We start from the raw sequence: 13,773 nt of genomic DNA on the forward strand, positions 1-13,773 counted from the left end.
TGACAGCGGATGCGACCGAGGGAGTTGTCGACACCATGACCACCCGATCCGAGCCCGGGCAGGGCCGGCCCGATCCGGGCCTGGACGCGATCGTGAGCGAGCGGCGGCACCTGATCAATCTCGCCTACCGGCTGCTGGGCTCCCTGACCGAGGCCGAGGACGCCGTCCAGGAGACGTACACGCGCTGGTACGCCATGTCCCGGCAGGAGCAGGACGCCATCGAGTCCCCCGGAGCGTGGCTGACGACCGTCGCCAGTCGGGTCTGTCTCAACGTGCTCGGCTCGGCACGGGCGCGGCGGGAGACGTACGTGGGTGAATGGATCCCCGAACCGCTGCCCGGGCGCACGGAGTGGATCAGCGGGCGGCCGGGCGGTGCCGTCGTCGACCCGGCCGACCGGGTCACCTTGGACGAGTCGGTCGGTCTGGCGTTCCTGGTCGTGCTCGAATCGATGACCCCGGCCGAGCGGGTCGCGTTCGTCCTGCACGACGTCTTCTGCCACTCGTTCGCCGAGGTGGCCGAGATCGTCGGCCGTACGCCGGCGGCCTGCCGTCAGCTCGCCTCCTCGGCCCGCCGCCGCCTCCGGGCCGCGCGCCCGGCCGCGGCCCCGGCCACCCAGGCGAACCGGAGCACCGGTGTCGTCAGTGCCTTCAAGGAGGCCTGGGAGGCCAAGGACATCGACGCCCTCATCGGACTGCTCGACCCCGACGCCACGGCGATCGCCGACGGCGGCGGTCTCGCCCAGAGCTTCCTGCGCCCGATCGAGGGCGGCGAGCGGATCGCCCACGCCTGGGCCGGGCTCGCCGAGCGGAGGCCGGACGGCATGACGCTCCTGGAGCGCACGGTCAACGGTCAGCCGGGCCTGGTGGCCCAGCAGGACGGCGTCATCGTGACGGTGCTCGCGTTCGAGGTCGTCGGCGACCGGATCACGCACATCTGGGTCATGCGCAACCCCGAGAAGCTGCGTCCCTGGACCACCGGTTGAGCGCGTCCGGTCCCGCGTCGGCCCGCGCCGCTCCTACGACACCTGGAGCGTGTAGCGGCCGGAGGTGTGCGCGGTGAGGCGCCAGCCGCCGGGCCGTTCCGTGGTCCGCATGCCGGAGAGGCCTCTGCCCTTGGCCTCGGGGCGGCCCGGTCCGGGGACCCACACGTCCAGCGTGCCCGTCCCGGAGCCGGACAGCCTCAGGTCCCGCTCGGTGCGGGAGGACCGCAGGGAGCCCAGGCGGCCGGGAGCGCTGCGCGGGTAGGCCTGGGAGAGCGCCGTGGTCTCGAAGGCCGGGCTCGCCAGCGGCTTGCCGTCGGGGCAGGTGTACAGCACGACACCGCCGCCGGAGGTGCTGGCCTCGGGGTCGTTCTGCGGATCGCCGCAGGCCTTCTTCCACACCCAGATCGCCGAGCCCAGCGCGTCGGCGTTCTGCCGGTCCAGGAAACGGTCGAACCGGGAGCGGAAGTCGTCGGGTTCACCGAACCAGCCCCACTCCCCCGACCACAGCGGTGTCCCGTACGCCCGCGCGGTGCGCTCGGCGGCGGTGTAGCCCTGCTCGATCGAGGTCAGGGTGACGCCCAGGCCCTGGTCCATGGTGATCGACTCGCTGTACAGGTGGGGCGAGAAGACGAGCAGCGGGTCGTCGGCGAACCCGGCCGGCGGGGTGGTGTCGAAGCCGAGTCCCGACCACAGGATCGAGGGCTCGAAGAACACCAGGTGGTGGAAGCCGCCGGCCACCTTCGACTCCGCGGCGCGGATCGAGGTGATCGCCTGCTGGTAGAGACGGCCGAGCAGGATCGAGGAGGTCACGCCGGGCGCGTTGCCGGGGCCGGGCTCGTTCAGGAGGTCGTAGCCGGCGACCGCGGGATCGTCCGCGAAGGTCTTGGCGAGGTGGCCCCACATGCGGGCGAACTCGGTGCCGATGCCGTCGGTGTCGTCGTAGAGGTTGGTGAACGCCTGCTGCACATTGGGCGAGAGGTCGCGTCCGAGGAAACCGCAGGCCTTGGCGCCGTCGGTGCGGGTCGCCCACTTCGGGGCGCCGTCGTTGCCGAACTCCGGTGAGGCGTTGGCGCGGCACCGCGTTCCCGGAGCCGCGCTGACGTACTTCGAGAAGGTGTCCTGGTGCATGTCGAGGACGGTGTGGATGCCGTGGGCGGCGGCCTGGTCGACCGCGGTGCGGATCCGCGCCAGATACGCCTCGTCGAAGACGCCCCGCTTCGGCTCCAGGGCCGACCAGGACAGGGCGAGGCGCTGGACGTCGAATCCGTACCGTTCCATCTGGGCGTAGTCGGAGTCCTTCAGCGGCCACACCGTGGGCTTGGCCGGGTCGGGCTGTCCGTAGTCGATGAGCTGATTGACGTTCACACCGCGGAGCAGCACCTGCCGCCCCTCGCTGTCGCCGATCACCGGGGACTGCCCGTCCTCGCGCAGCACGGTCAGCGGCAGCAGCCCGTCCCGGTCGCGGCCGGCGGCCTGCGTCTGCGTGCCGACGGCGGCCACGGCCGGTCCCGGTACGAGGGTGCCGGCGGCGAGCGCGAACACGGCGGCCACGGCGACGGGTGGCGCCCATCGGACGACCAGGGCGAGGGCGCCGCCGGCCGAGGGCTCCGTCCTGCGCCGCCAGGCCAGTTCCGCGACCCAGGGCACGCACACGACGCCGGCGCACACGCCCGCGGTCACGCCCCCCGCGACGCGTACGAGGCCGGACGCGACCGGGAAGAGTGCCCCGCCGAATCCGTTCAGGCATCCGTCGAGAACCCACAGCGGGACGCTGCCGAGCACGCCCGCCGCGACGAGGGTGGTGGCGAGCGACCACAGCGTCACGCCGGTACGGGCCCGGGTCAGGCCGGGCGACACCACTCGGCGCCAGAGCCCGATGCCGGCCAGGACCGCCGCGACGCCGCTGAGAAGCGTGGCCGTCACGAAGCCGCCGGGTATCGGTCCGGCGGCCCAGGCGAACACACCGGTCCCCGACTGGAGCGCCACGGCGGCACCGGCGGGCAGCCAGGCGAACCCGGCGACCGGGTCGAGACCGGCACGCGACGCCCCTGCGGGACGCTCGGTGCGCTTGCCGCGCTCGCCGGCCCCGGCGCCGACCTCAACGGCCTTGCCACTCCCGGGGCCTTCGCCGCCCTCACCGGCTGTGTCACCCTCGGCGCCCTCGCCCGCCGGGGAGGCATCGTCGGTCCGGGAGACGGCCTTGGAGGCGTCGTCGGCCTTGGAGGCCTTGGCGAGTTGGGCGGCCTCGCGGTGGAGCCGCCACACACCGATCCGGTACGACGCCGCCGTCAGGCCCGCGACCAGCGGCCCGAACACGGCGTACTTCGCGCCGGTCAGACCGCACTCCGCGAGCAGCGCCCCGGCCGTCGGGAAGATGTGGAGCCCGCCCGGTCCGGCGATCGCCAGCAGCAGCACGCTGTAGGCCAGCTTCGCCAGGAACGCGACCAGGACCAGACTCGACCACACCCCGCCGAAGACCCATCGTGCCCTCGCCTCGGGAGCCGCGGCGCGCACCAGACGGTGAACGGCCACCGCGCTGCCGACGATCAGCAGGGGCAGGAACACCACGGTGGCCCAGGCAGGGCTCGTGGCACCGCCGGGTACGAAACCCGCGTCCGGCCAGTTCTCCGGAGCGAACAGTCCGGTCCCGTCGGCTTGGCCGAGGACGGCACAGAGAACCGCGAGAACCACCACGGTGGTGAGGGATGCGACGCCGGCGAGCAGACGGCCGCCGCGCTGATCATCGGCAAGGGGCATGGATGGAGAAGATAAGGCAGCCCCGAGGTCGCGCGGAAGGCCTGTGATCAGGAATTTCTTCGGGTCCACGAGGCTCGGACCGGCCGTGGACCGGGCGCCGGAGCAGAACCGCTCGACGCGTGCGTGCCGGCGGCACACGGGCTCGGATCCGAACTCCCGCGCCCGGCCTGGGAGTCACCGGATCCGGCGCCGGCCCCTCCCTGGGAGCCGAGGTCCCGCCGCGAGGGCGCGCCCCCCGTACGAACGGCACGAAGCCCGCGCCATCGACGCGGGCTTCGATCCCATACCGTTGTTCAGTCGAGACAGAACTCGTTGCCTTCGATGTCCTGCATCGCGATGCAGGACTCGTTCTCGTCGTCGGCGATCAGCGTCTGCACATGGGTCGCGCCGAGCGCGATCAGTCGCTCGCATTCGGCCTTCAGGACGGCCAGACGCTCGTCGCCCACGAGGCCGGTGCCGGCCCGCACGTCGAGGTGCACCCGGTTCTTGACGACCCTGCCTTCGGGAACGCGCTGGAAGTAGAGCCTCGGGCCGACACCCGAGGGGTCGACGCACGCGAACCACGAGCCCCGGTCCTCAGGGGGCCGCGAGGCCTCGTAGTCCTCCCACGTGGCGAACCCCTCCGGAGGTGACGGCACGACGTACCCCAGCACCTCGCACCAGAAGCGGGCGACGCGCTCGGGGCGCTCACAGTCGAAAGTGACCTGGAACTGCTTCACGGATGACATCGGCCCACCGTAACAGGGCGGTACGACGGCCGAACTGTCCGCAGGAACGGCCCTGTTGGCATGGCGTCGGGCCGTTCTCGCGACGCCGTGTCCGCGTTTCCTCCCGGAATTGTCCGTGATCGGTAACAGACGCATCCCCCGGCGGCCGGCGCTCGTCCTGCCAGGTGGTCGGTGGGCGACCGAGGAACTGCGGGAGAGCGGGGCGGACATGGCACGGCACGTCAGCAAGCGGGGCTGGTACGGCAAGGTGGCCGCGGCGGCACTTGGGGTGACGGTGCTGGCCGCCGGTGCGTCGGTGTGGACCGCGCAGGCCGGTGCCGTGAACGACGCGTCGCCCCGCCCGGCCGCGTCGGCACAGCAGTCCGCCGTCAAGCCGGTGGCGGTGACGATCGCGCACGCCTCGGACAAGGGGGCGAGCGGCGTCAACATCACCATCGACGACGGCCCCGACCCCGTATGGACTCCTCAAGTACTCGACGTCCTGCGCGAGTACGGGGTGAAGGCCACCTTCTGCATGGTGGGGACCCAGGCGCAGGCGCACCCCGACCTCGTGAAGAAGGTGGTCGCCGCCGGCCACCGGCTGTGCGACCACTCGGTGTCGCACGACACCACCATGGACACCAAGTCGCAGGCGTACCAGTCTGAGCAGATACTCGACGCCGAACGCATGATCACCAAGGCGTCCGGGGGCGTGCGGCCGATGTACTACCGCGCGCCGGGCGGTGCCTTCACCCCCTACAGCCGCAAGCTGGCGGCTTCGCGGGGCATGCGACCGCTGGGCTGGAACGTGGACTCGAAGGACTTCGAGCGGCCGGGCACGGACGCGGTCGTCGCCACGGTCGAGCGGGAGCTGCCCAACGGGCCGACGCTCCTCTTCCACGACGCGGGCGGCGACCGCTCCCAGACGGTCGAGGCGCTGCGCCGGATCCTGCCCCGGCTGAAGGAGCAGGGTCACACGTTCGGCTTCCCGGTGCGCTGAGCGCCGGCTCGACGTCGCACTCCAGGCACTCGTCCCAGGCGCGCGTTTCCGGCGGGGCCGGCCCCAGAAGCCTGGACGGCCCGGTGACGGGCGGCTGACGGCAGACGGCACACACGCCGGACCGTCGCGCGGAACGCGGCTGACCGTCACGCCGAAGGTGCTGCGGACCGTCCCCCAGGACGTGCTACGGCCGGCCCCCTGTCACCAGCGCCGCCCGGAAGCCGACGGCTTCCGGGCGGTCAAGACGCGTCAGGGCGGGCCCGCCCTGTAGGCGGATCAGCGCTGCTGTGTCCCGGGCGGAAGGGCCAGGCCGACGGGAGCGGCGGGCCAGGAGCCCTCGGCCGCGACGGGGGCGGAAGTCTCGAGAGGCGGCATCACCCGCTGCAGGTCCCTGCGAATCTGCTCGGCCTCACCTCGGACCTGCGCGGGAACATCACCGCGCTCGGCGACGAGCTGGCGGTAGATCGGGGCTTCCTGGAACACGGACAACGCGTCCTTCCTGTCGGGCCTCGCGCCGGACACGGAGGCGGTTGCCGAGTGTACGGGCCTCACGGCCACCTCCGTTCCAGCGCCGGACCCCGGCGCCCCCACCGCACGCCTCCCGGCCCTCGACGGACCCGGAACGGGGCTGCTGCTGCGGTCCCCCAGGGAACCCAACAGCCCGCGAAAAGGCGGCCTTTCAGCCTCCGCTGTCCTCCCCATACCGCGCCGAATGTGCGGCTGGCCACACCGACGCGGCAGGACCCGACGTAGGCCCCGAATCGCCACGGTGGCGGCGACGCGTTCGCACAGGGGCTCAAGCTGCGGTCTCACGGCCGGCCGGGAGTCCCGTCCGGCCCGCTTCTCCGCGTGAGGTGCCGGAACTGTCGTTCGTGCACGTCGGGCAGCCAGTCCTTGCCGTAGGTGGACGGGCCGAGCCGGGGGTCGTCGGGGGCCCGGGCGTCGCGCACGGCGTGTACGTAGGCGCGGTCCTGGGCGATCCGCGCCCGGACCTCGTCGGCGCGGCCGACGGACCCGTGGCCGGGGACGACCGCATCGACGTCGTCCGCCACGTCCTCGAGCAGGCTCAGGGCGGCGAGGTAGCTCCCGATCGGGTCCGCGGTGTCGGTCAGGTCGAGCATCGGGATGAGCACGTCGGAGAGCATGTCGCCGGCGACGAGAACGCCACGGTCCTCGATGAGCAGTGCCGCATGGCCGGGGGCGTGCGCGTCGTGTTCGACGATCCGGACGGGAGGGCCGTCCCAGGGAATCCGCGCGGTCCCTTCGGGCAGCCCGGAAATGTGGCCGAGCAGGTCCAGGGGTACCTGCTCGACGATGTCCGGCGGGATCATCGTGGCCACGCGGGCCATCGCGCCCTCGGCCGACAGCCGCTCCCGGACCGTGGCCGCGCAGCGCGCCGTGCCGTAGCGGGGCGCCGAGCCGAGGCCGGCGTGCCAGAGGAGGTGGTCCCAATGGGGATGCGTGGAAAACCCCGCCACGACGGTCTGTCCCGCCTCGGCCAGGTCGTTCGCGAGGCAGACCATTTCGTGTTCCTGCACCCCGGCGTCGATGAGCAGCACACCGGCGCGGCCCTGCACGACGACGGCGTTGGTCCGCATGAACTCACTCTCGTGAACCAGCACACCCTCCGCGACCCGCTGAAGCACGGCGACCCCTTCCGCTAGCGGTTTGCACCCCTCACCGAGACCGTAGTACGTACTGCACCCATTTCCTGCTCAACACCGACTTTCTCCCTCAACACCGACAGGTGGTGCCATGTACGACCTCACCGCGCTGCTGCGCGAGTACGACCGGGCCCGGGCCTACACCGACGAGCTGTGGCGGGATCTCACGCCGGACGAGGTGGTCTGGCGGCCTCATGAGGATTCCAGTGCCATCGGGTGGCATCTCGGGCATCAGGCCCACGTCGCCCACTTCATGATCCGCAATCTCACCGCGGCGGAGCCCAGCCCCGATCCGGAGCTCGACGGGATCATGGATTCGGCGAACCCGGAGAAGTTCCGTGGGGCGCTGCCCACGGTCGAGCGGCTCTCCGCGTTCCGTGGCGCGGTCGCCGGACGCGTGCATGCCCGTATCGGCGACATCGCGGCCGGGAACGTCGGCGCGCCCGCCCAACTGACCGTCGTCGCCGGCCATCTGATGACCACGCTCATCAACCACGAGTACCAGCACGACCAGTGGATCGGCGAGGTCCGGGCTGACAGTCTGGGCCACGCCCTTCCGCCCGACCCCGAATCGGACCGGCTCAGTCGCGTCGACGGCTATCTCGTGCTCGACGCCTAGGGCCACCCGGCCTGTCGGGGCATCGGTGGAAGTCCCCCACCACCCCCACTACGCTTATAGGGACAAATGTGCCGCCGCGCTGTCCACCGCGCCGCCTGCCTGTCCTGGGAAGGTGTGCCGACCGGGCTCCGCGCAGACTCGCGAGCACGCGTCGAGCCCGCCGAAAGGCGGGGCCGTACGCCCGGACTCAGCCGATGTACGCGGAGGTACCCTGGATCAGGCAACTGACTTCCCGCTCACGATGCAAGCGGTCCCCAGCAGGCACCTTCGGAGTATCTTCATGGCATCCCACCAGTCGCCCACCCGTCGCCCCGGCGTCAGCCGACGTGTCTGGCTCGCATCCGCGCTGGCGGTGTCGCTCGCCGCGGCGGGAGTGGCGGGTGTGCAGGTCTCGCGGGCCGCCACCATCGATCCGTCCACACCGCCCTCGAAGCTCGCCGCGTCCACATGTGCCGACAGAACGTACTCGGCGATGACGACCGCCCAGCGCGTCGGTCAGCTCTTCATGGGAGGCGTGACGCCGTCCGCTCCGGACAGCAAGCGGATCGCTCTCATGCAGCAGTACCACGTCGGCTCGGTGTTCCTCGCCGGGCGCAGCAAGGCCGGGACGGCGGCGACCAAGAGTGTCGTCGACGGCCTGCAGGCGAAGGCGGACACCGTGGCCGGGCATCGTGTGGGCCTCCTGGTCTCGACCGACCAGGAGGGCGGTCAGGTGCAGGTGCTGTCCGGCCCCGGTTTCTCGACCATCCCGAGTGCGCTGACGCAGGGCACGTGGACGACGACGCAACTGCGCAGCGCGTCGGCCGGGTGGGCCAAGGAACTCAAGTCGGCCGGCGTGAACCTGAACCTCGCGCCCGTCGCGGATGTCGTGCCCGCGAGCCTGGGCACCGGCAATCCGCCGATCGGCAAGTTCAACCGCGAGTTCGGACACACCGCCGCGGTCGTGGCCCCGCACAGCGACGCGTTCCTCGAGGGCTCCTTGCAGTCCGGGGTTCTGGCCACGCTCAAGCACTTCCCCGGGCTCGGCTATGTGCGCGGCAACACCGACACCACGGCGGGCGTCGTGGACACGGTGACGACCAGCACGAGTTCGAGCATCACGCCGTTCAAGTCGGGTATCCAGGCCGGGGCCCCGTTCGTCATGATCTCGTCCGCGACCTACAGCAAGATCGACGCGAAGAACCGGGCCGCGTTCTCCTCGACGGTGATCCAGACGCTGCTGCGCAAGAACCTGGGGTTCAAGGGCGTGGTCATCTCGGACGACCTCGGGAACGCGGTGGCGGTGAAGGCCGTGGCCCCGGGCGACCGCGCGGTCAAGTTCCTCTCCGCCGGCGGTGACGTGGTCCTGACGGTCGAGCCGAACCTGATCCCGGCCATGACGAAGGCGGTGCAGAGCCGGATGACGCAGAGCTCGGCCTTCAGCACGCAGGTGAACCAGAGCGTCCACCGCATCCTGAACGCCAAGCAGAAGGCGGGCCTGCTCACCTGCAGTTGACCCGTGTCGGCTCCGGAACGTGCGCGACAAGATCCGAGTCATCGGGCAAGCTGCCGTCATGAAGTCGCGAACGGGTGGCATGTGGTGGGGTACGACGATCGAGGCGCCGGACCCGAGCGCCTTGGCGTCGTTCTACTCCGGACTTCTGGGCTGGCCCGTCGGCCACGAGGAACCGGGGACGGCCGTGGTCGCCGCCTCCCCGCAGGGACCGTTCCTCGTGTTCCAGCGGGCCGAGGGCTACCGGGCTCCGGTGTGGCCCCCGGTCGACGGGCGGCAACGCCCGATGATGCACTTGGACTTCCAGGTCGGCGACCTGGACGAAGCGGTCGCCGAGGCGGTCGCCCTGGGCGCCACGGTGTCGGATTCCCAGCCGCAGGACAACGTCCGCGTCCTCCTGGACCCGGCCGGCCACCCGTTCTGCCTGTGCCTCGACGGAGAATAGCCCCGTAACCCGAGTTCGCCCGGGCCCGTCAGACCAACCGCCAGATGACGAAGTACCCACTGCCGGCCCGGCCTTGCACCTCTGCCCGGACCCGCGCGACCAGGGCGATCGCCTCATCCATCAACCGGACGCGAGCCTCGTCCCGCTCGGACCAGGTGCTCCACGCCGGCCCCGTTTCGGTGACGACGTCGCCGACCACACCTTCGGACTCGGTCCAGGTCACCAGCTTCGGCAGCCGCGGACCGTCCGTGGCGACGACTCCCACGACGAGTCCGATGAGCCTGCCGCGGAGAGCCGCGTACCGCACGTGGACGGCATCGGAGGCGTACAGGTCGAGCAGGTTGTCGACACCGGGGGCAGTGTTCCACTCCTCGATGGCCAGGTACGGCTTGGTCACCTCGTCCATCTCGTCCAGTGCTGCGAGCAGTTGGTCGGCCCACTTCATCAGGGCGAGGTAAGCCTCGGCTCGCCTGTCGCGCAAGTCCTGTGCGTGCGACCGCTGCTGAAGCGCCTCCTCCTGTGCGCTGGACAGTCGCTCCTGCGCTTCGAGGGCGTCACGCGTGCTCTCCCGCTGCGCGCGCAGGGAGAGCAGCGTCGTCACCAGACTCGCGGCGACGGCCAGCCCCGCGATTCCCGTGGACGCCAGACTCACGACGGTTTGGGATTCCACGTACGCCAGTCCTCCCGTTCAGGGAAGCCGAAAACCAACTCCGGGCCCGCCGAGTCGACGTGCCCTCCATCGCCGAACTGGTCTACCCAGGCAGGGCCCGAGCCATTCGGTCGACCATCGCCAGGGACCGTCGCCGGACGTGGAGCGCTGTCCACCGCCCGGCAACGGTCACCCCGGCCGAACCGGCCGAACCCGGCCCCCGCGTGGACGGTTCGTGCCCCCTCGACGCCGTACGGTCGCACCTCCTTGACTCGGTGGGCGGCCGTACGGCGTCGAGGGAGGGGTCACTCGGTGCGCAGGGCCGTGGCCGTACGCACCTTGGCCGCCCATCCCGCGGGGGCCATGGCGCCGATGAGGGCGACGAGCACCCCGGCCAGGCCCAGCAGCACCAGTTGCGTGCCGTCGTACACGTCGAGGACCGACGGCGGCAGGCGGGTGCCGGCGGCCTCTCCCATGACCGGCAGGACGTAGTCGTGCAGCGCGAACCCGGCCGGGACGCCGATCAGTCCGCCGACCACGCCGATGCCGGCCACCGAGGCGAGCACGAGACTCACGGTCTGCCGGGGGGACATGCCGAGCGCCTTGCAGACTCCGAGGTCGTGGACGCGCTCGCGGGTGTCGAGGACGACGGAGTTGAGCACGCCGAGGCCCGCCACAGAGACCAGCATCAGGGTGAGCAGCGCGGCCATCGCCTCCAGCAGGACGATCATGTTCTCCCCCTCGGGGGCGGACTCGGCGAAGGCGGCACCGCCCAGGGGCTCGACCACGGCGGCGAGCTTCCGCGCGTACTCGGCGGGTGACACCCCCGGCTCGACCTCGATGTGGAAGACCCCGGGCTCCGCCTTCGAGAAGCTCGCCAGGTCCGCGTGCACCTGCATGCCGTCGTCCGACGTGTCGAAGGCCTCGCCGACGATCCGCAGGCTCACCGTCTCCTTCTGGAAGGTGACCCGCACGGACTCGCCGATCCTGGTGCCCGTCCGCTCCAGGAAGTGGGTGGGCACCACGACCTGGCCCCGCCCGGTGATCCAGTGCCCCGCGATCATCTCGTAGGCGCCCGCGCGGGAGTCACCCTGGTAGAGGGTGGCCCGGACGGTGCCGGAGATCCCGGCCACCGTGGCGTCGCCCGACGCCGTGCCGTAGTACGAGGCGGTGCCGGACTGCTTCGCGATCGCGGCACGCACCTCTTCCGGATCGGCCGACGGCTGCCGCTGGTTCGACCCCGTGGGGGCCTGGGCACGCCCGGAACCGGCCGCGGGCGCCTGCTGCACCCGACCGGCACCGGGACCCGAGCCGCCTGCCCCGCTGATGGCGGTGACATCGGCGCTGTTCTCGGGATCCTGCGCGCTCGCCACCGCGTTGAGGGACTGCGTCAGCCCCACCGCGAACGTCGCGGCCACGGTCCCGAAGGTCACCGCCAGCACCATGGCGATCGCGCGGACAGGATGCGCGAAGGGACTCGCGAGGCCGTACGTGACCGGCCGGGGCAGCGGGAGCCGCCCGGCCGCGCGGTGCGCCCACTGACCGCGCGTGGTGCGCGGCGCCCTGCCGACGGCGATGGCCTCCACCGTCCGCAGCCGCCCGGCCCGCAGCGCGGGCAACAGCGCCGCGACCGCCACCACGAGCAGAGCGCCGGCCGGCACCACGACATCCACCCACCAGGCCACCGACAGCGACACGGTGCCGTACACGGACTCGGTGTCGTTCAGCAGCGGCACGGCGAGCAGATTGCCGAGGACGACGCCGAGGGCGATGCCGGCCGCGGCAGGGATCAACGCCTGGGCCACATAGGCCCGTACGACCTCGCGCGGGGTGAATCCGATGGCCTTGAGGATGCCGATGCGACGCAGACTGGTGCCGACGGCGCCGCTGATGACGCTGCCGACGATGATCACCGACATGACGATGCCGAGGACACCGAACGCGAACAGGAACGGGATCGTCGCCGCCGCACCCTGATCGGCGGCACGCTTGGTGTCCAGCCACGACTGCGTGCCGACCAGCGCGCCGGAGGGCAGAGCGGCGGCGAGCTTCTTGCGGTCGGCGGTGATCTGCGCCTTCGTGGCCGCGGAGTCGAAGCGGTAGAGCATCTGGCTCGCCAGGACGCTCTCCCCCGTGGCGAGGGACCTGACCTGGGCGGGCGTCGCCCAGACGTCGGCGCTCCCGCTCGCGGACAGCGCGAAGCCGACGACGGTCAGCGTGCGCGCGTCCGAATCGTCGGAACTCTTCAAGGTCGCACCGAGTACGAGATCCGGCCCCTGGAACGAGGCGGACAGCACGATCTCACCCGAAGTGCGGGGCCACCGGCCCGACTTGAGGTCGAGCGCGTCCACGTCCCTCCCGGGACCGGGCCGTCCGACCAGGGTCAGCGCGGGCAGGTGTCCGCCGCCCTGGCCGATCGGGTTGATCGTCGTGGACGGGAAGGGTCCCGCGCTCGCCGTGACCCCCTCCAGGTCGCGGGTGCTCGCCAGTTGGGCCTCGTCGGCCCGTTTCGGGTCGAGCTGCGCGATGAGGTGCGCCCCGTGCTGCCGAGCGAAGGCGTGGTCGAAGGGCGCGTTCGTGGCCACCATCAGCGAACCGGCGACCACGGCCGAGGCCACCGCCATCATGGTGGCCACCGCGATCACCAGGGTCTGGACGCGTCGCCTGCCGACCCCGGACCGCACGACCCGCCCGAGGGCACCGTTGCCGAACCCGGTCATCGGACGGCCTCCGCGCGCGTGTCGACCGCGACCTTGCCGTCGACCAGATGGATCGTGCGCTGCGCGCACGCCCGGGCCAGCTCCAGGTCGTGCGTGACCAGGACGACGGTCTGTCCGCCGCGGTGCAGGTCCACGAGCAGCTCACGGACCTCCTGCCCCGACGCGCTGTCCAGCGCGCCGGTCGGCTCGTCGGCGAGCAGCAGCGCGGGCTTGTTCACCAAGGCCCGTGCCACCGCGACGCGTTGGCGCTCTCCTCCGGACAGCCGTCCCGGGTAGGCGCGGGCGTGCTTCTGGATTCCGAGCACCTCCATCAGCTCTCCGGCGCGGGTCGCCGCCGCCCGTCGGGCGGTGCCGGTCAACTGGGCCGGGAGCTGGATGTTGTCGGCGACGGTGAGGTCGTCGAGCAGATTGAAGAACTGGAAGACCATGCCGATCCGTTCGCGGCGGAACCGGGCCAGCGCGTGCTCGCTCAACCGGTCGATGCGCTGCCCGGCCACGGTCACGGTCCCCTCGCTCGGCCGGTCCAGACCGGCGACGAGGTTGAGCAGGGTGGACTTGCCGCTGCCGGACGGCCCCGTCACGGCCAGGGCCTCGCCCTCGGCCACGCCGAGATCGACCGGTCCGAGCGCCGCGGCGTCGGCGCCGCCGTACCGCTTGGCCACGCCCTCCAGTTCGATCACGTGATTCATGGGTGTGTCCGTCCTTCGTGGTCGGGAAGCCGGTGCCCTGAGCGGGCT

At 71.7% G+C, this 13,773-nt stretch carries 12 protein-coding genes; 5 read left to right on the forward strand and 7 right to left on the reverse strand.

The features are described 5' to 3' along the window. Window positions 1-35: 35 nt before the first annotated feature. Window positions 36-983: an RNA polymerase sigma factor SigJ gene (gene sigJ, locus ACZ4TO_RS00265; protein WP_468022935.1), complete on the forward strand. Its 948-nt coding sequence runs from the start codon at window positions 36-38 to the stop codon at window positions 981-983. A 33-nt stretch (window positions 984-1,016) separates the two neighbouring features. Here sigJ and ACZ4TO_RS00270 read toward each other — a convergent pair whose 3' ends face one another. Then, window positions 1,017-3,740, reverse strand: coding sequence for a glycoside hydrolase family 5 protein (locus ACZ4TO_RS00270; protein WP_468022936.1), 2,724 nt, complete (start codon window positions 3,738-3,740; stop codon window positions 1,017-1,019). A gap of 293 nt (window positions 3,741-4,033) precedes the next feature. Beyond that, the gene (locus ACZ4TO_RS00275; protein WP_382784749.1) at window positions 4,034-4,468 is read right to left on the reverse strand and encodes a VOC family protein; all 435 of its coding nucleotides are present in this window, start codon (window positions 4,466-4,468) and stop codon (window positions 4,034-4,036) included. Between the two features lie 208 nt (window positions 4,469-4,676). On the opposite strand from ACZ4TO_RS00275, the gene ACZ4TO_RS00280 reads away from it, so the two are divergent. Next, window positions 4,677-5,447 (forward strand): polysaccharide deacetylase family protein, encoded by a 771-nt coding sequence (locus ACZ4TO_RS00280; protein ID WP_382785905.1) that lies wholly within the window; start codon window positions 4,677-4,679, stop codon window positions 5,445-5,447. 276 nt (window positions 5,448-5,723) lie between these two features. On the opposite strand, the gene ACZ4TO_RS00285 is transcribed toward ACZ4TO_RS00280, so the two are convergent. Beyond that, window positions 5,724-5,930, reverse strand: coding sequence for a hypothetical protein (locus tag ACZ4TO_RS00285; protein WP_382784747.1), 207 nt, complete (start codon window positions 5,928-5,930; stop codon window positions 5,724-5,726). A 326-nt stretch (window positions 5,931-6,256) separates the two neighbouring features. Continuing rightward, window positions 6,257-7,045 (reverse strand): MBL fold metallo-hydrolase, encoded by a 789-nt coding sequence (locus ACZ4TO_RS00290; protein WP_468022937.1) that lies wholly within the window; start codon window positions 7,043-7,045, stop codon window positions 6,257-6,259. Window positions 7,046-7,202: 157 nt separating this feature from the next. Here ACZ4TO_RS00290 and ACZ4TO_RS00295 point away from each other — a divergent pair, with 157 nt between their 5' ends. The 3 genes from ACZ4TO_RS00295 (at window position 7,203) to ACZ4TO_RS00305 (ending at window position 9,667) form a co-directional block, all read left to right on the forward strand. Next, the gene (locus tag ACZ4TO_RS00295) at window positions 7,203-7,730 is read left to right on the forward strand and encodes a DinB family protein (protein WP_451075262.1); all 528 of its coding nucleotides are present in this window, start codon (window positions 7,203-7,205) and stop codon (window positions 7,728-7,730) included. A gap of 280 nt (window positions 7,731-8,010) precedes the next feature. Continuing rightward, window positions 8,011-9,225 (forward strand): glycoside hydrolase family 3 N-terminal domain-containing protein, encoded by a 1,215-nt coding sequence (locus ACZ4TO_RS00300; protein WP_385037542.1) that lies wholly within the window; start codon window positions 8,011-8,013, stop codon window positions 9,223-9,225. A 58-nt stretch (window positions 9,226-9,283) separates the two neighbouring features. Next, window positions 9,284-9,667: a VOC family protein gene (locus tag ACZ4TO_RS00305; RefSeq protein WP_385037539.1), complete on the forward strand. Its 384-nt coding sequence runs from the start codon at window positions 9,284-9,286 to the stop codon at window positions 9,665-9,667. 28 nt (window positions 9,668-9,695) lie between these two features. Here ACZ4TO_RS00305 and ACZ4TO_RS00310 read toward each other — a convergent pair whose 3' ends face one another. The 3 genes from ACZ4TO_RS00310 to ACZ4TO_RS00320 form a co-directional block, all read right to left on the reverse strand. Next, the gene (locus ACZ4TO_RS00310; RefSeq protein WP_468022938.1) at window positions 9,696-10,337 is read right to left on the reverse strand and encodes a hypothetical protein; all 642 of its coding nucleotides are present in this window, start codon (window positions 10,335-10,337) and stop codon (window positions 9,696-9,698) included. Between the two features lie 284 nt (window positions 10,338-10,621). Continuing rightward, complete coding sequence (locus tag ACZ4TO_RS00315; RefSeq protein ID WP_468022939.1) at window positions 10,622-13,036, reverse strand: ABC transporter permease; 2,415 nt, start codon at window positions 13,034-13,036, stop codon at window positions 10,622-10,624. Then, complete coding sequence (locus ACZ4TO_RS00320) at window positions 13,033-13,725, reverse strand: ABC transporter ATP-binding protein (RefSeq protein ID WP_382784726.1); 693 nt, start codon at window positions 13,723-13,725, stop codon at window positions 13,033-13,035. The genes ACZ4TO_RS00315 and ACZ4TO_RS00320 overlap by 4 nt, the downstream gene beginning before the upstream one ends. Between the last annotated feature and the right edge of the window lie 48 nt (window positions 13,726-13,773).

It is taken from the genome of Streptomyces sp. NPDC028298, from assembly GCF_055565895.1.